The organism is Glaciimonas sp. OK215 (genome assembly GCF_057787885.1).
This window is the reverse complement of record NZ_CM173544.1, coordinates 455,727-471,554: the sequence shown is the minus strand read 5'-3', so window position 1 is coordinate 471,554 and position 15,828 is coordinate 455,727. Positions and strand designations below refer to the sequence as shown.

The 15,828-nt window shown below is 58.8% G+C and carries 15 protein-coding genes; 9 read left to right on the top strand and 6 right to left on the bottom strand.

What is annotated here, in order from left to right; translation table 11 throughout:
* The first annotated feature begins 18 nt into the window (after positions 1–18).
* Together AC3CHX_RS02185 and AC3CHX_RS02180 are read left to right on the top strand one after the other, a co-directional pair.
* A complete protein-coding gene (locus tag AC3CHX_RS02185) occupies positions 19–1,359 on the top strand; it encodes an aminopeptidase P N-terminal domain-containing protein (protein WP_488642476.1) in 1,341 nt (446 codons plus the stop codon).
* Positions 1,356–2,501, top strand: coding sequence for an FAD-dependent monooxygenase (locus AC3CHX_RS02180; RefSeq protein ID WP_488642475.1), 1,146 nt, complete (start codon positions 1,356–1,358; stop codon positions 2,499–2,501). The genes AC3CHX_RS02185 and AC3CHX_RS02180 overlap by 4 nt, the downstream gene beginning before the upstream one ends.
* Positions 2,502–2,590: 89 nt before the next feature.
* Here the strand turns inward: AC3CHX_RS02180 and AC3CHX_RS02175 are convergent, their stop codons facing one another.
* The 4 genes from AC3CHX_RS02175 to AC3CHX_RS02160 all read right to left on the bottom strand — a co-directional run bounded on the left by AC3CHX_RS02175 (position 2,591) and on the right by AC3CHX_RS02160 (position 6,080).
* Positions 2,591–4,036 (bottom strand): NAD(P)(+) transhydrogenase (Re/Si-specific) subunit beta, encoded by a 1,446-nt coding sequence (locus AC3CHX_RS02175; protein ID WP_488644698.1) that lies wholly within the window; start codon positions 4,034–4,036, stop codon positions 2,591–2,593.
* Positions 4,037–4,041: 5 nt separating this feature from the next.
* Complete coding sequence (locus AC3CHX_RS02170) at positions 4,042–4,380, bottom strand: NAD(P) transhydrogenase subunit alpha part 2 (RefSeq protein WP_488642474.1); 339 nt, start codon at positions 4,378–4,380, stop codon at positions 4,042–4,044.
* 21 nt (positions 4,381–4,401) lie between these two features.
* Positions 4,402–4,764 (bottom strand): aspartate 1-decarboxylase, encoded by a 363-nt coding sequence (panD, locus tag AC3CHX_RS02165; protein WP_488642473.1) that lies wholly within the window; start codon positions 4,762–4,764, stop codon positions 4,402–4,404.
* Positions 4,765–4,964: 200 nt separating this feature from the next.
* Complete coding sequence (locus AC3CHX_RS02160) at positions 4,965–6,080, bottom strand: Re/Si-specific NAD(P)(+) transhydrogenase subunit alpha (protein ID WP_488642472.1); 1,116 nt, start codon at positions 6,078–6,080, stop codon at positions 4,965–4,967.
* Positions 6,081–6,424: 344 nt separating this feature from the next.
* Here AC3CHX_RS02160 and AC3CHX_RS02155 point away from each other — a divergent pair, with 344 nt between their 5' ends.
* From AC3CHX_RS02155 to AC3CHX_RS02125, 7 genes are all read left to right on the top strand, one after another.
* The gene (locus tag AC3CHX_RS02155; RefSeq protein WP_488642471.1) at positions 6,425–6,910 is read left to right on the top strand and encodes an NUDIX hydrolase; all 486 of its coding nucleotides are present in this window, start codon (positions 6,425–6,427) and stop codon (positions 6,908–6,910) included.
* A complete protein-coding gene (gene mnmA / locus AC3CHX_RS02150) occupies positions 6,903–8,039 on the top strand; it encodes a tRNA 2-thiouridine(34) synthase MnmA (RefSeq protein WP_488642470.1) in 1,137 nt (378 codons plus the stop codon). The genes AC3CHX_RS02155 and mnmA overlap by 8 nt, the downstream gene beginning before the upstream one ends.
* A 514-nt stretch (positions 8,040–8,553) precedes the next feature.
* Entirely contained in the window at positions 8,554–8,829 is a 276-nt protein-coding gene (locus AC3CHX_RS02145; protein WP_488642469.1) for a DUF4148 domain-containing protein, read from the top strand.
* 224 nt (positions 8,830–9,053) lie between these two features.
* Complete coding sequence (locus tag AC3CHX_RS02140; protein ID WP_488642468.1) at positions 9,054–10,592, top strand: efflux transporter outer membrane subunit; 1,539 nt, start codon at positions 9,054–9,056, stop codon at positions 10,590–10,592.
* 18 nt (positions 10,593–10,610) lie between these two features.
* Positions 10,611–12,812 carry an FUSC family protein gene (locus tag AC3CHX_RS02135; RefSeq protein ID WP_488642467.1) on the top strand — a complete coding sequence of 734 codons (2,202 nt, stop codon included), beginning with the start codon at positions 10,611–10,613 and terminating at the stop codon, positions 12,810–12,812.
* Positions 12,802–13,005 (top strand): DUF1656 domain-containing protein, encoded by a 204-nt coding sequence (locus AC3CHX_RS02130; protein ID WP_488642466.1) that lies wholly within the window; start codon positions 12,802–12,804, stop codon positions 13,003–13,005. Before AC3CHX_RS02135 ends, AC3CHX_RS02130 begins: the two co-directional genes overlap by 11 nt.
* Positions 13,006–13,012: 7 nt before the next feature.
* A complete protein-coding gene (locus tag AC3CHX_RS02125) occupies positions 13,013–13,936 on the top strand; it encodes an HlyD family secretion protein (RefSeq protein ID WP_488642465.1) in 924 nt (307 codons plus the stop codon).
* Between the two features lie 79 nt (positions 13,937–14,015).
* Here the strand turns inward: AC3CHX_RS02125 and denD are convergent, their stop codons facing one another.
* Complete coding sequence (denD, locus tag AC3CHX_RS02120) at positions 14,016–14,993, bottom strand: D-erythronate dehydrogenase (protein WP_488642464.1); 978 nt, start codon at positions 14,991–14,993, stop codon at positions 14,016–14,018.
* Positions 14,994–15,036: 43 nt separating this feature from the next.
* Entirely contained in the window at positions 15,037–15,825 is a 789-nt protein-coding gene (otnI, locus tag AC3CHX_RS02115) for a 2-oxo-tetronate isomerase (protein ID WP_488642463.1), read from the bottom strand.
* Positions 15,826–15,828: the final 3 nt, after the last annotated feature.

The window sequence follows — 15,828 nt, the reverse complement described above, 5'->3', positions numbered from 1 at the left end:
AGACACTCAAGGATGCACATGAAACCCTACACCACGCGTCGCGCCCAGCTAATCAACCTGATGCAGGCTAAAGGCGGCGGCGTGGCGATCGTCCCGACAGCGCCGGAAATCATGCGCAACCGCGATGCCGATTACCCGTACCGCCACGATAGCCATTTCTATTACCTGTCCGGCTTTATGGAGCCGGACGCCGTCGTGGTACTCATTGCGGGGGAAAAACCGCAGTCGATTCTGTTTTGCCGCGAAAAAAATCTGGAACGCGAAATCTGGGATGGCTACCGTTACGGCCCCGACGCCGCGCGCGAAAAATTCGGCTTTGACGCGGCATTTCCGATTGAAGCGCTGGCGCTTGAAATGCCGAAATTATTGGCCGATACACCCGCTGTTTTTTACACACTCGGCCATCGCAGCGAATACGACGAAAAACTGCAAGGCTGGCTAGGCGCCGTGCGCGCGATGGGCCGCGCCGGCGTCGTCGCGCCATCCTCCATACACGATGTGCAGGTGCTGGTCGATGAAATGCGCTTGTTTAAAGATGCTGACGAAATTGCGCTGATGCGACGTGCCGGCATGATCTCGTCCGAAGCCCATTGCCGCGCCATGCGCTTCGCGCGTCCCGGCGTGCGCGAATACGAACTGGAAGCGGAACTGTTGCACGAATTCCGCCGCCAAGGCTCGCAATATCCAGCCTATGGATCGATTGTCGCCACCGGCGCCAATGCTTGCGTACTGCATTACCGCGCCAGCGACGCGGTCCTGAAAGATGGCGATCTGGTGTTGATCGACGCCGGCTGCGAATTCGACAGTTACGCCGCCGACATCACCCGTACCTTTCCCGCCAACGGCGTATTCTCCGGACCGCAAAAAGAACTCTATGAAATCACGCTGGCCGCGCAAGACGCCGCGATTCAGGTAACCCGTCCAGGCCGGCATTTCATGGATGGTCACGACGCCGCAGTGTGCGTGCTGGTACAAGGCATGCTGGATACCGGCCTGCTGAACAAGAACAAGGTCGGCACACTGGAAGATGTGCTTGCCAATGGCGATTACAAACAGTTTTATATGCATCGCACCGGCCATTGGCTCGGCATGGATGTACACGATGTCGGCGAATATCGCGACCTGGATGCGCCGGTTGCCGAAGGGAAACAAAAGCCATGGCGCGCGCTGCAGCCGGGCATGGTGACCACCATCGAACCCGGGATCTATGTGCGGCCGGCAGACGGGGTGCCGGAAAAATACTGGAACATCGGGATCCGTATAGAAGACGATGCACTCGTCACCGAAAACGGCTGCGAAATCATGACCACCGGCGTACCGCGTACAGTGGCCGATATCGAAGCGCTAATGCGGCAATGACCGATCCCGCTCTCACTCCCGACATTGCCATTTGCGGCGCCGGGCCGGTCGGCATGACGCTGGCCGCATTATTGGTCAGGCGCGGCGTTGCGCCAGTCCGGATTGCGCTGATCGATGGCAAAACCATTGAACAGGCGCGCGGCGATCCGCGCTCGATCGCACTGTCATATGGCAGCCGGCAGATTTTGGAAGAAGTCGGCGCGTGGCCGCTGGCCGCCACCGCCATTCATCAAATCCACGTTTCGCGGCGTGGACATTTCGGCCGCACACTAATCGAGCGTGACGAATATCAGCTACCGGCATTAGGTTACGTTAGTCGTTATGGCAGCTTGATTACGGCGCTGGCAGCGTTGCCGGGATTGAGCGGCATCAGGCTATTGCGCCCAATCCAGGTCAGCGCCAGCAATGAACGAAACGATGGCGTCGAACTACAGCTATCGGATGGCCGCACGCTGCGCAGCAAAGTGATGGTACAAGCCGAAGGCGGTCTGTTCGGCGCGCAAACCGGCAAGGAACTGCAACGCGATTACGATCAGATCGCCATCGTCGCCCACGTGCACACCAGCGCAGCGGTTGCGCATCGCGCATTTGAACGCTTCACCGATCAGGGACCGCTGGCGCTCTTGCCGCAGGATGACGGCTACGCCCTGGTCTGGTGCGTACGCCCGGCGACCGCCGCCAGCTTGCTGGCACTGGACGACAGCGCATTTCTGCAAGCACTGGCAGACGCCTTCGGCGGCCGTGTAGGACGCTTCACGCGCACCTCGCAACGCAACAGTTTTCCGCTCGGCCTGAACGCGCATCCAGCCACTTTGACGCGCACCGTTGCCATCGGAAACGCCGCCCAGACCCTGCATCCGGTTGCCGGTCAGGGCCTTAATCTTGGCTTGCGCGATGCCGCTGTATTAGCCAGATTGCTGGCGCAGGAAGTATCACCCGCCACACTAAAGAAATTTGCCGCCAGCAGAAAAACCGATCGCAGCATGACGATACGCATGACCGACTTGATGGCCCGGGTTTTTGCCAGTGCGCCGGATGGCGCATTCTCGCAAACCCTGCTGGGAATATCGCTAGGCCTGGTCGATGCGATCAAGCCGGCGAAAAAATTGCTGGTCGAGCAGATGATGTTTGGGCGACGTTAAGTTGGCGTTAAATCCGCAGTCAAAAAAAACCGCGCCAGCATCAAGCGGCGCGGTTTTTGACGAGTATGGCAAACGGCTTATTTAGCAGCTTAGTCGACCGCCTTCACCATATCCTCAATCACCTTCTTCGCATCCCCAAACACCATCATGGTCTTGTCCATGTAGAACAACTCGTTGTCCAGCCCGGCATAGCCGGAGGCCATCGACCGCTTGTTGACGATGACGGTCTTGGCTTTGTAGGCTTCCAGGATCGGCATGCCGGCAATCGACGACTTCGGATCTTTCGCCGCCGGATTGACGACGTCGTTCGCGCCCAGCACCAGCACCACATCGGCCTGGCCGAATTCGCTGTTGATGTCTTCCATCTCGAACACCTGGTCGTATGGCACTTCGGCCTCGGCCAGCAGGACGTTCATGTGGCCCGGCATGCGTCCTGCCACCGGGTGGATCGCGAACTTGACGGTGACGCCCTTGTGGGACAGCTTTTCGGCCAGTTCCATCAGCGCGTGCTGCGCCCGCGCCACGGCCAGACCGTAGCCGGGCACGATGATGACGGTTTCAGCATTCCCCATCAGGAACGCGGCGTCGTCGGCGGAGCCGGCTTTCACCGGACGTTGTCCTTGTGCGCCGCCCGGCGTCGCGCCAGCGGGAGCGCCGCCGAAGCCGCCCAGCAACACGTTGAAGAATGAGCGGTTCATCGCACGGCACATGATGTAGGACAGGATCGCACCGGAGGATCCGACCAGCGAACCGGCGATGATCAGCATCGCATTGTTCAGCGAAAAGCCGATCCCGGCCGCGGCCCAGCCCGAATAGCTGTTGAGCATCGACACCACCACCGGCATGTCGGCGCCGCCGATCGGGATGATGATCAGCACGCCCAAGACGAAGGCGATGATGGTCATCAGGATGAACGGCAGCCAGGATTGGGTCAGCACAAAGATAATGCCCAGACCGAGCATCGCCACCGCCAGCAGCAGGTTGATGAAATGCTGGCCCCGGAAGCTGACCGGCGCGCCCTGGAACAGGCGGAATTTATACTTGCCCGACAGCTTGCCGAACGCAATCACCGAACCGGAGAAGGTGATCGCGCCGACGAAGGTGCCGATGAACAACTCGATCCGGTTGCCGACCGGCAAGGCGTCGCCATGCGCCGCGATGCCGAAGGCCCAGGGCTCGGACACGGCTGCGACCGCGATACAGACAGCGGCCAGACCGATCAGCGAGTGCATCGCCGCGACCAGTTCCGGCATCTTGGTCATTTCCACTCTTTTAGCCAGGAAGGCGCCGATGCCGCCGCCGACTACCAGACCGATCAGCACCAGCCCGAAACCCAGGCCGGTACTGCCGGCTTGCGTCTTGAGTTTGATGATGAGGGCGATGGTGGTGATCGCGGCGATCGCCATGCCGCTCATGCCAAAAACATTCCCGCGCCGGGCCGAGGACGGATGCGACAACCCTTTCAAGGCCTGGATGAAACACACCGAGGCGATCAGATAGAACATCGTCACCAGGTTCATGCTTACGAATTCCATGCTCATTATTTGGCTCCCGCAGTATCGGCTTTAGGGAGCGCCTTCGGCCCTGCTTTCGGTTCTTTTTTCTTGAACATTTCCAGCATCCGCTGGGTGACCAGGAAACCGCCGAAGACGTTGACCGCAGCCAGCGCCACAGCGAGTGTCCCGGCAACCTGGCCGACGATGCCTTCGGTCAGTCCGGCGGCCAGCATCGCGCCGACGATGATGATCGCGGAAATCGCGTTGGTGACCGCCATCAGCGGTGTATGCAAGGCTGGAGTGACAGTCCAGACCACGTGGTAACCGACGTAGATCGCCAGTACGAAGATGATCAGATTGGTGATGGTGTGCGTAACTTCCATGCGTTTCCCCTTATTACTCCGTTAAACTTTTTTCATGCCGGTGATGCGGTTATTGTCATCGACAAACACCACTTTCGGCACATGGGTTGCCGCCTCGGCATCCGCGAACGGCGCATAGGTGCAAATGATCAGCAAGTCGCCCAGATGGGCGCAACGCGCGGCTGCGCCATTGAGTGCAATTGCGCCGCTGCCACGTTCCGCACGGATCGCATAGGTCGAAAAACGCTGACCGTTATTCACGTTGTAGAGCTCAATTTTCTCAAATTCACGGATATCGGCCGCTTCCAGCAAGTCTTCATCGATTCCGCACGATCCTTCGTAGTGAAGGTCGGCCTGGGTAACGGTTGCGCGATGGATTTTCGCGCGCAGCATGATGCGTTGCATTACTTCTTTCTCCTATGTGCTTTGAAACCTGCTGTCACGCGAGCGAGAGCAGGATCGACGCGGTCTGCATTAAAAACGAATTACTTACTGGGACTTACTCAAAATTGTCCCAGCAACGAACTTGTCAAAACCTGCCGACGCAGACAGTGCGAAGGTACGGCTAGGAGGCGTAACGCTGCTGGGGCGGTTTTGCGTAAGTCCTATTTACGAAGCACTTCACCGCTTCTGCATAACAAGGTGGCGGCAACGATATCGTCCTCAAGATTAATCACCAGTCCGCCTTCGGGATTGACGATCAGCTTCAGGAAATCGAGCACGTTGCGGGCGTACAGCGCCGATGCATCGGCCGCCACCAATGCGGCCAGATTGCCTTCGCCGATAATGTGTACGCCATGCTTGATGACGGTCTTGCCGGCTTCGGACAACGGGCAATTGCCGCCCTGGTCGACCGCCATGTCGAGAATCACCGAGCCCGGCTTCATGGCCTTGACGGTCTCTTCACTGATCAGCACCGGCGCCCTGCGGCCCGGAATCAGCGCAGTGGTGATGATGATGTCGGCTTGTTTGGCGCGCTCATGCACCAGTTCGGCCTGACGCCGCATCCAGTCGGCCGGCATCTGGCGCGCGTAGCCGCCGACGCCTTGCGCGATTTCACGTTCTTCATCGGTAATGAACGGCACGTCGAGGAATTTGGCGCCCAGCGATTCGATCTGTTCCTTGACCGCCGGCCGCACATCCGAGGCTTCGATCACCGCTCCCAGCCGCTTGGCCGTGGCGATCGCCTGCAGACCGGCCACCCCCGCGCCCATGATCAGCATCCGTGCCGCCTTGACGGTCCCGGCGGCGGTCATCAGCATCGGCATGAAGCGCTGATAGGTATTCGCCGCCATCAGCACCGCCTTGTAACCGGCGATATTCGCTTGCGACGACAGCACGTCCATCGATTGCGCGCGCGAGGTGCGGGGCGCGGCTTCGAGGGCGAAGGCGGTCAGCCCGTGACTTGCCATCAGCGCAATATTCTCGGCATCGAAAGGGTTCAGCATGCCAACCACGACCGTGCCGCTGCTGAGCAGCGCGTATTCTTCCGCCCCGGGTGCGCGCACCTTCAGGACCGTCGCCGCGGCGAACGCGTCGGCGGCGGAACCGATCGTCGCACCCGCCGCAGCGTAGGCGTCGTCGGGGATACTCGATAAGATGCCGGCGCCAGCCTGCACCACGACCTGATGCTTTGCCGCCACCAGTTTTTTGACCGTCTCCGGAGTCGCCGCAACACGGGTTTCACCCGGCCGCGTCTCGGCGGGGATGCCGATTTTCATGTAATTCTCCCTAAATTGTAGAAATTCTTGCAATCAGTACAACATCTTCTTGGCAGCCAGCGAACGATATTACACGCTGCGGGGCATTCTGATGGACTCAAGTACACTTCGGCGTCGCTTCTGCGCAGGCTTCCTGACCTGACTGAAAACGGCTTGCAGCAGTACCCAAACCAATTCTGACAGCGATCTTACACGGAAAATTTGCCACTAAACAACAATGACAATGATCAAAGCGTCGTCGATTAACTAACTGTTGCGTTGTGTTGCGAGTCATACACGGTATTTAGTGGGGTTCGTCGAAAATTTGACAGCCACGTTAAAATGCCGGATTACCCGAGGAATTTATGATTGAAGTTTGGAAACCCTCTGTCACGGCTGCGGCCATCATCGAACGTGACGGCCGCTTTTTACTGATCGAAGAACACACCAGCGACGGCATACGCATCAATCAGCCGGCCGGTCATCTGGATCCGCATGAATCACTGATTCAGGCGGTGGTGCGCGAAACGCTGGAAGAAACCGCCCACGATTTCAGCCCGACCGCGTTGGTCGGCACCTATATGGCGCGCTATGTCTCGGCGCGCACAGGCGAAAGCGTCACTTATTTGCGCTTTGCCTTTTGCGGTGAGCTCGGAGCAGTACGCGACCAGCCGCTCGACCACGGCATTTTGCGTGTGCTATGGATGTCGCGCGACGAATTGGCTGCTTGCCGGGAGCGCCACCGCAGCCAGCAGGTTCTGCAATGCGTCGACGATTATTTGCGCGGCGACCGGATACCGCTGTCGATGCTGCACACTGATTCCAGCGCGATCGGAGGCCAACATGTCTAATGCAAAAAAACGCGTCGTGATCGGCATGTCGGGCGGGGTCGATTCGTCGGTATCGGCCTGGCTGCTCAAGCAACAGGGTTATGAGGTCATCGGCCTGTTCATGAAAAACTGGGAAGATGACGACGATTCCGAATATTGCTCGACCCGCCAGGACTGGATAGATGCGGTCAGCGTCGCCGACGTGATAGGCGTCGATATCGAAGCAGTCAATTTCGCTGCCGAATACAAAGACCGCGTGTTCGCTGAATTCCTGCGCGAATACCAGGCCGGCCGCACCCCGAATCCGGACGTGCTGTGCAATGCAGAAATCAAATTCAAGGCCTTCCTCGATCACGCCATGAAACTCGGTGCCGACCTGATCGCGACCGGCCATTACGCCCGTGTCCGACAAGCCCCGGCCGGCAACTTTGAATTATTGAAAGCGCGCGATGCCAGCAAGGATCAGAGCTACTTTTTGCATCGCTTGAATCAGGCGCAGCTGTCGAAGACCTTGTTCCCGCTGGGCGAAATTCAAAAGACCGAAGTCCGCAAAATCGCCGAGCAGATTCAGCTGCCGAACGCAAAAAAGAAAGATTCGACCGGCATTTGCTTTATCGGCGAACGGCCTTTCCGCGAATTCCTGAATCGCTATCTGTCGTATCAACCGGGCCCGATGAAAACCGACGCCGGCGATACGGTCGGCGAACACGTCGGCCTGAGTTTTTACACGCTGGGCCAGCGCAAAGGAATCGGCATCGGCGGCATGAAGTCGCATAAAAATGCAGTCGGCGATAGCGACCCTTGGTACGTCGCCAGAAAAGATGTTGAAAATAACACGCTGTACGTGGTCCAGGGCCACGATCATCCGTGGTTGCTGTCATCGACCTTGCAGGCCGGACAAGTCAGCTGGGTCGCCGGCGCGGCACCGAAGCTAGCGCAGTTGTCAGCCAAAACCCGCTACCGGCAAGCCGACATGGCCTGTCATTTCAGCAGCAATTTCAGCAACATACACGCTGCTGCTGCCGAAAATTTTGCGCTGAATTTCGACGCCGCCCAATGGGCGGTCACACCTGGCCAATCGGCAGTGCTGTATGACGGCGACGTCTGTCTGGGCGGCGGGATTATTGAGGCGTCCGGCAACGCGGAGTAAAGCGACCGGCTTGGTTCAACAGGGCCACCTGCGGCGGCGCAAAATGTGCCGGCTGCGATCGCAGGAACAGGAGGAGGCCCGCCTTGGTCCTCCTCCAGAGTCACAGTCTGCGCACGTAGGAATCCGACATCGGCCGGCAACCGCTGCCGAGTGCTTTCCAATCTAAACGCGAAGTTACATATAGGCAATTTTCCGGTGGCTCGCCCGCCCCCGCCCCCAAACAAACCACTATCATCGGCGCTCTTCCCATGCCCGCCATCTCACAGCATACAAAACCACCATTATTATTTCCAATAGCGAAATAGTGAATTATAAATTTCACTGTTTATTGTTAAAGACAGAATCTCTAAACTAAGCTCCATCGATGGACGCAACACACAAGCAACACCACATTTCGGCACTAAGTACGGCCAATGTGACGCAAGTGCCCGTTCACCGAGGAGGACCCGACGGCCTGCATTTCGCCTGTTCCGCCGAGCCCGGTGCTATCCCCCTAACTTTTTGGAGCAATAACATGAACACCAAACAATTGATCGCTGGTCTGGTTGTATTCGCCGCTGCCGGTAGCGCTTTCGCTGAAATGCCCTACCCGGCCAACGACCACTTCGTCTCAACCAAGACCCGTGCCGAAGTGCAAGCCGAATTGGCGGAGGCACGCGCCCAAGGCTTGATGAATCAAGGCAACGCTGTGTATCCAATCCTCGTTTCAGAAAAAAGCACGCTGACCCGCGCACAAGTGGAACAGCAAGCTTCGAACACCGTAGGGAACGCTGTGTATAACGGCAACTAATCAATATTAAATATGCGACAACGCTGTCGTAGTCTGACTCAGTAAAACGCCACCGCCGGTGGCGTTTTGCTATGATGAAAAGCGCTTGCTGTCCCTAGCCAAAAGGCATCAGCGCAGCAACAAGCACAACAAATCGGGGTTTTACCATGCGCTTGCCAGCCTTGACCTTGCCATCAAACTTACATCCAGCGTCGTCATCGCCGGCGCGCATTGCCGCATCGTCGATGACAACCTCACTGGTAACTTCATGCACTGGTTTGCTGGCTGCCTGCGCACTAGCCGTGCTGCTGAGTGGGTGTGCCGACTTTTCCGGTATCGATCCGCAGGCCAGACTCAGTGATGGCCGCAACATGGATGGCCGGGCGCTGAACGGCAGCGCGGCCATGAACGCTACCCCAATCGATGCGCAATGGCCGACCGTGACCTGGTGGCAAGCCTATCGCGACCCGCAACTCGACCGGCTGGTAAAACAAGCGATAGCCGACAGCCCGAATATCAAGATTGCACAAGCCCGGATTCGACAAGCCAGTTCGTTGGCCGGTGCCGCTAAAGCCGCGACCTTGCCGAAAGTCGGCGCCGAAGCGTCCGTCACGCGCGAACTATTCACCAGCGATGGCTTATATCCGCCGCCTCTGGCCGGCGCGTGGGACTGGAGCAACGATGCCCGTATCAAGGCCAGTTACGATCTCGATCTGTGGGACAAAGATCGGAACACGCTGGAAGCCGCGCTCGACGAAGTGCATGTCAGTGCGGCGGAAGCGCGTGCTGCCCAATTGAGCCTGGAAGGCAGCGTGGTCCGCAGCTATCTGCAACTGGCAACCCAATTCGTATTGAAAGATATTGCGCAAGCCGCGCTGGCGCAGCAGCAGGCGGTCGCCAACATTGCGCAGCGCCGCCTCAAAGCCGGCATCGGCACCCGGCTCGAAGTCAGCCAGGCTGAGACCGGCTTGCCGACGGCACGGGCAAATATCGAACAGATCAACCAGGCCATCGCGCTATCGCGCAACCAGATTGCCACACTGACTGGACAAGGCCCGTCTGCCGGCGATGCCATTCAACGTCCGCTATTGGCTAAAAACATGACCGACAGCCGGCTGGCCGGGAATGCAGAATTGGCCATCAAGCTGCCGGACAACGTTCCCGCCAACCTGATAGGACGACGTCCGGACGTGATCGCCCAACGCTGGCGCGTCGAAGCGCTGAGCAAAAATATCGCCGTCGCCAAGGCGGCGTTTTATCCCAACATCAATATTTCCGCTTTCATCGGTTTTGAGTCGATTGGCTTAAGCCATTTCCTGACCGGCGATTCGGCCGTGCGCGGTTTTGCACCGGCAATTTCTTTGCCCATCTTCGATGGCGGCCGCTTGCGCGCCAATCTCGGCGCACAAACCGCGACGCTGGATGCCGCAATCGAGACCTATAACAGCACGCTGTTGCAGTCACTGCAAAGCGTGGCCGACCAGATCGTCAAGCTGAAGTCGATAGAATTGCAGCGCGATCAATCCGAACAAGCCATGGCGCTGGCAGAAAAATCGTATGCATTCGCACAGCGCGGTTTCAAGGCGGGCCTGACGTCTTTTCTGAACGTCATTCAAACCCAGATGGCCATGCTGCAAGAGCAGCAACGGGTGGCGCAGGCGCGCGCCGCGTATCTGGACGCATGGGCACAGCTGATGCAGGCGCTGGGTGGCGGCCTGGGTGACGATTTGCCGCGACCGCAAGCAACGGCAGGTGTGGCGACAGCCGCCGCGCCGGCCAAATAAGCGCGCACATCAAACGCCATGAGTGAACGCACCCATACAATACAAACACCCGGCAGCGACTGGCTGCCGCGCCTGAAAAACGCGACCGGCGGCTGGCTGCTGACCCAAGCCCCCAACCTGTTGCACATGTTCAAGATGTTGCTGGCAATTTTGCTGGCGATGGGCTTGTCGATGCTGCTCGATTTATCCAAGCCGGGCACCGCGATGATTACGGTGACGATCGTCGCCCAGCCACGCAGTGGCCTGGTGAAGGCGAAAGGCTTTTATCGCTTCGTCGGAACCGTGGTCGGGGTCGCAGTGTCGCTGCTACTGGCCGCATGTTTTACCCAACAGCCGGTCCTGTTTCTGGTGGCCGGCGCCTGCTGGGTGGCACTTTGCACCGCCGGCTCGATCATCTTCCGGAATTTTCAATCGTATGCCTTCGTGCTGGCCGGCTATACGCTGGTCATCGTCGGCCTGCCCGCTGCGCTGGAACCCGCGCAAGCGTTCGACATTGCCACCACACGACTCAGCGAAGTGATGCTGGGCCTGCTATGTGCAGGCGTCGTCAGTGAGGTGGTATTTCCACAACACCTGTCCGATACCGTGCTGGCGGCAGTCCGCAAGCGCTTCGCGCATTTTGCCCGGTTTGTGCAGCGCGACGACACCACGCCGCATGTGCAACATTCGCAAGCGCAGCGCGACAGCATCATGCTGCACCTCATCGGTGACGTCATCGCTCTCGAAAACCTCCACATTTCATCAGCATTCGAAAGCGCAACCGGCCATCTGCAAACGGCATATTTACGCCAGTTGAATACCGCCTTCATGACGGTGTCGACCACCTTCCACTCGCTCGATCAACTGCTTCTGCGCCTGCAGAGTTCGGGCAAGGTCAACACCTTCAATGCAGTGATGATGGAATACAAGGCCATTGTCGGCATCATGCAAAGCGACGCAGCCGATATTCCTTTGCAACTGCAGCAATGTCGCCGGCAACTGCCGGAACGGCTAGCTGCATTGCGGCGCGGGTTGAGGTTGAGCCTCACCGAGATGTTGCGGCTGGGCCCCAACCACAATGGCGACGCGTTGCTCGACTTCGATGCCGCTGCCGCGTTGCTGCAACGGTTTGCCGATGAGCTGCGGACCTACTCACGGATTCACAATGCGGTGCTGCGCAGCGATAGCGCGTTACCGGACGAGATTGCGCAAACGGCACGGTATGCCAATCGCACCGATCCGGTGCAAGTTGCCATGTCGGCGCTGCGCGCTGCCATCGGCTTCGGTGTCTCTGCGCTGTTCTGGCTGTACAGCGGATGGCCGTCCGGTGCCGATGCGGTGGCGTTTGCGACCGTGGTTAGCGCCTTATTTGCGGCATCTCCTGCGCCGACCAAAACAGTCATCGGTTTCATGCAGGGCGCAACGCTCGGCGGCGTATTGGGCTTTGTCTGCGCTTACTACGTCCAGCCCGGAGCGCAAGATTTCACCATGTTATGCCTGTCGCTGACACCGTTTATCCTGTTTGGCGCATGGCTCACTACCCAGCCAAAGCATGCCGGTAGGGGGGCCGGCATGCTGATATTCTTCCTGTCTTATGCGGCGGTCGGGAATGTCTATGCATTCGATTATCTGGCATTTCTGAACGGCATGAGCGGTGGCCTGATCGGTTGTGCTGTCGCCGCCGTCATGTATATGATTATCGATCCGGCCGACAGTCGCTGGGCCAAAATGCGCCTGGTGCGCGCGTTGCGACGCCAGGTGGTCGACGGCTGCAGCCAGTCGCTAAGCGGTTTGCTGGCACGCTTCGAAAGCGGCACCCGCGATCTGGTAGGCCGTTTTGCCCTGAGCCACTCGGTGGTCAACGAAGACGATCGTGAAGTCATGGCGTGGTTGCTCTCGGTCCTGGAAGTCGGTCGTGCGGTGATCCATCTGCGCGAAGACACTGCCGCGCCAGCGCACGGCAGCAGCGTGCAAGCAGTCGGCATACAGTCGGCAGGCCTGACGGTCGAGCGCAGCGTGCAGAGCGTCGCCAGCCTGTTCTCCCGTCCCAATCAGCGCAATCTGCAAATGGCGCTGGAAGCTGTTCTGACTGCGATTGCCACCTGTCGGGCCGCACCGGGCATGTCAAATTACGCCGCAGTGCTGGCAAATCTGCATCTGATTCGCACCTCTTTACTTGAACACACCACGGCTGTCGCCGCCGTCAACACTTCATCATCGGGAGTCGAGAATGCCGCGTGAAATCGCATTATTCGATGCACTCATACCGACCTTGCTATTAGTCTTCGTCGGCTGTGTCATCTTGCAATTCGGCGTTGACTGGCTATTTTCGCGCTTGCGCCTGTATCGCTATGTGTGGCATCCGAGCCTGTTTCGGATTGCCTTGTTCTTTTGTATTTTTGGCGCTGCTGGATTGTTACTGCATGCCGCTTGAGACCACTATGAAATCATCGACTATTGTTAAAACCATCCTCAAAGTTGCGATCACACTGATCGTCGTGAGCATCGCCTTCCTGTTGGTACGCGCCCTGTGGGAGCGCTACATGAATGCGCCATGGACCCGGGATGGCAGGGTGCGCGCCGACGTCATCAGCGTCGCTGCCGATGTCGCCGGTCGCGTGATCGCGGTACCGGTACACGACAACGCCTACGTCCACAAAGGCGACGTATTGATGAAAATCGATCCGGCCCATTACACGCTGGCGTTGGCGGAAGCCGAGGCAACGGTGGCGCAGCGCCGCGTTGCGCTCACCATGAAACAGCGCGATTCAGCACGGCGCGCCATGCTCGACGGCGATGTCATTTCAAATGAAAGCCGCGAAAACGCAGGCTACGACGCTTCGTCGGCGCAAGCGATGTATCAGGCGGCGCTGGCGACACGCGACATGGCCAGACTGAATCTGGAGCGTACCAGCGTACTGGCGCCAGCCGATGGCTGGGTCGCCAATCTGAACGTCCATGCCGGCGATTTCGCCCAGGTTGGCGTCCCCAAACTGGCGGTCGTCGATGCCGGTTCGTTTTGGGTTTACGGCTATTTCGAAGAAAACAAAATACCGCTGATGCAGGTTGGCGATGCAGCGGAAATGCGCCTGCTCGGCAGCGACCGGTTGCTCACAGGCCACATCGAGAGTATCGCCCGCGGCATCACCGATCGCGACAACGGCCCCAGCGGCAATGGCCTGGCAAACGTCAATCCAAGCTTCAACTGGGTCCGTCTGGCACAACGCGTGCCGGTCCGGATTCATATCGATAAGGTGCCGGATGGCATCACGCTGGCGGCAGGGATGACTTGCACCGTGGTTGTCAAACCAGGTGAGACGGCGGCGCAACAGGACAAAAGAGGGATTTCACGCAGCGCTAATTAGTGGAAATCCATAAAATGTAAAAATGCCGCTCGACATCTGAGCGGCATTTTTGGTTCACGGACAGACAGGCCGCAAAACGTCACGCCGATGGCAGATCGTCCTCCATATAGGCACGGATAATCTCGTCAAAACTGGCGTCGCTACGAAAGCCGAGTGCCGTTGCGCGGGTCGCATCCCAAGCGCCGGGCCAACTCGAAATTATCCGGTCAATCGCGGGATCATGCCGCCATTCAACGCGCCCGGCGACTGCGGCGCCGGCGACACGTTCCAGCGCCGCCACCATGTCGCCCACGCTCACCGACACCCCCGGCAGATTAACGGTGCGGCTCTTGCCCAGCGCTTCGGCGCTCAGCGTATAGCCGTGAATCAGGCAGGCGATGACCTTGCGCGGCGACAGCAACCAGAGTCGCACTTGCGGGCCGACCGGACATACTGCGGATTCGCCGCTGAGCGGCTCGCGGATGATGCCGCTGGCAAACGACGACGCGGCCTTATTCGGCTTGCCTGGACGCACGCTGATGGTGGGCAGGCGCAGCACGCGGCCGTCGACATACCCTTTACGGCTGTAGTCGCCCAGCAGCAACTCGGCAATCGCTTTTTGCGTGCCGTACGACGATTGCGGATTGAGCGCGGTGTTGTCTTGCACCACGGGCGGCAACTCACCGCCAAACACGGCCACCGAGCTGGTGAATATCACGCGCGGGCGATGGCCGCATACCCGGCAACGCTCAAGCAACAGACGCGAGGCTTCCAGATTGATGCGCATGCCGAGCTCGAAATCGGCCTCGGCCTGCCCGCTGACGATCGCTGCCAAATGAAAAATCGCCGCGGTCTCGGTGGTGATTGCGCGTTCCAGCAACGCCCTGTCGGCGATATCGCCGGTGATTTGTTCGATACGTGCGTCGTCGAAGCCGGTAGCGGCAACGATGTCGACCAGCACGATTTTGTGGATGGTTTGCAGTTGGCCGCGACTGTCCGGCAAGACACCTTGCTGCAATAACTGGCGCGCCAGGCGCTGCCCTAAAAATCCGGCTCCGCCGGTAATAACGACTTGCATGGGATGCTTTCTATAAAAATGATGGTGACGCAGGTCTGCCAGGCTACAGCCATGGCTTGAGCCAGCCCAAACCTTCCGAGGTGCCCGCCCGAGGGCGATATTCGCAGCCGATCCAGCCATCGTAACCGAGCTGATCGATCAATTCGAAGAGATACGGATAGTTGATTTCACCGACATCCGGCTCGTGCCGCTCCGGCACACCGGCAATCTGAATATGGCCGATGCCGGCCTGCGGGCGCTGCATGTCGCGCTTTAGCTTGACTGCCAGATCGCCTTCGACTATCTGGCAGTGATACAGATCGAACTGCACGCGCAAATTATCGGCACCGACTTCGGCGCAAATCGCCTGCGCATCATCCTGGCGGTTCAGGAAGAAACCGGGAATGTCGCGGGTGTTGATCGGTTCGATGACTAGCGTGATGCCGTGTGCGGCGAGCTGGCGCGCAGCGTACGCCAGATTTTCCAGATACACGGCGCGATGACGTGCGCGGTCCTGTTCCGGCCGGATCAACCCGGCCATCGCGTGCAGCTTGTCGTTGCCCAGTACCTGCGCATATTCCAGCGCGCTGTCGATGCTGCGTTTGAATTCGTCTTCACGTCCCGGCAGCGAAGCCAGGCCGCGTTCGCCGCCTGCCCAATCTCCCGGAGGCGCATTGAACAGGGCCTGGGTCAAGCCATTGCCTTGCAGGCGCGCCTTGAGTTCGGTGGCGGCGTATTCGTACGGAAAAAGAAATTCAGCGGCCTTGAAACCATCTTTGGCCGCAGCCTCAAAACGGTCAAGAAACCCGTGCTCGTTGTACATCATCGTCAGATTTGCAGCAAAACGTGGCATCGC

Excerpts from the sequence above, each read along its gene's own strand:
- AC3CHX_RS02145 (WP_488642469.1), top strand. The coding sequence starts at position 8,554 with ATGAACACCAAACAATTGATCGCTGGTCTGGTTGTATTCGCCGCTGCC.
- AC3CHX_RS02155 (WP_488642471.1), top strand. The coding sequence starts at position 6,425 with ATGATTGAAGTTTGGAAACCCTCTGTCACGGCTGCGGCCATCATCGAA.
- AC3CHX_RS02140 (WP_488642468.1), top strand. The coding sequence starts at position 9,054 with ATGACAACCTCACTGGTAACTTCATGCACTGGTTTGCTGGCTGCCTGC.
- AC3CHX_RS02160 (WP_488642472.1), bottom strand. The coding sequence starts at position 6,080 with ATGAAAATCGGCATCCCCGCCGAGACGCGGCCGGGTGAAACCCGTGTT.
- AC3CHX_RS02180 (WP_488642475.1), top strand. The coding sequence starts at position 1,356 with ATGACCGATCCCGCTCTCACTCCCGACATTGCCATTTGCGGCGCCGGG.
- AC3CHX_RS02185 (WP_488642476.1), top strand. The coding sequence starts at position 19 with ATGAAACCCTACACCACGCGTCGCGCCCAGCTAATCAACCTGATGCAG.
- mnmA (WP_488642470.1), top strand. The coding sequence starts at position 6,903 with ATGTCTAATGCAAAAAAACGCGTCGTGATCGGCATGTCGGGCGGGGTC.
- AC3CHX_RS02125 (WP_488642465.1), top strand. The coding sequence starts at position 13,013 with ATGAAATCATCGACTATTGTTAAAACCATCCTCAAAGTTGCGATCACA.
- panD (WP_488642473.1), bottom strand. The coding sequence starts at position 4,764 with ATGCAACGCATCATGCTGCGCGCGAAAATCCATCGCGCAACCGTTACC.
- AC3CHX_RS02170 (WP_488642474.1), bottom strand. The coding sequence starts at position 4,380 with ATGGAAGTTACGCACACCATCACCAATCTGATCATCTTCGTACTGGCG.
- otnI (WP_488642463.1), bottom strand. The coding sequence starts at position 15,825 with ATGCCACGTTTTGCTGCAAATCTGACGATGATGTACAACGAGCACGGG.
- AC3CHX_RS02135 (WP_488642467.1), top strand. The coding sequence starts at position 10,611 with ATGAGTGAACGCACCCATACAATACAAACACCCGGCAGCGACTGGCTG.
- AC3CHX_RS02175 (WP_488644698.1), bottom strand. The coding sequence starts at position 4,036 with ATGGAATTCGTAAGCATGAACCTGGTGACGATGTTCTATCTGATCGCC.
- AC3CHX_RS02130 (WP_488642466.1), top strand. The coding sequence starts at position 12,802 with ATGCCGCGTGAAATCGCATTATTCGATGCACTCATACCGACCTTGCTA.
- denD (WP_488642464.1), bottom strand. The coding sequence starts at position 14,993 with ATGCAAGTCGTTATTACCGGCGGAGCCGGATTTTTAGGGCAGCGCCTG.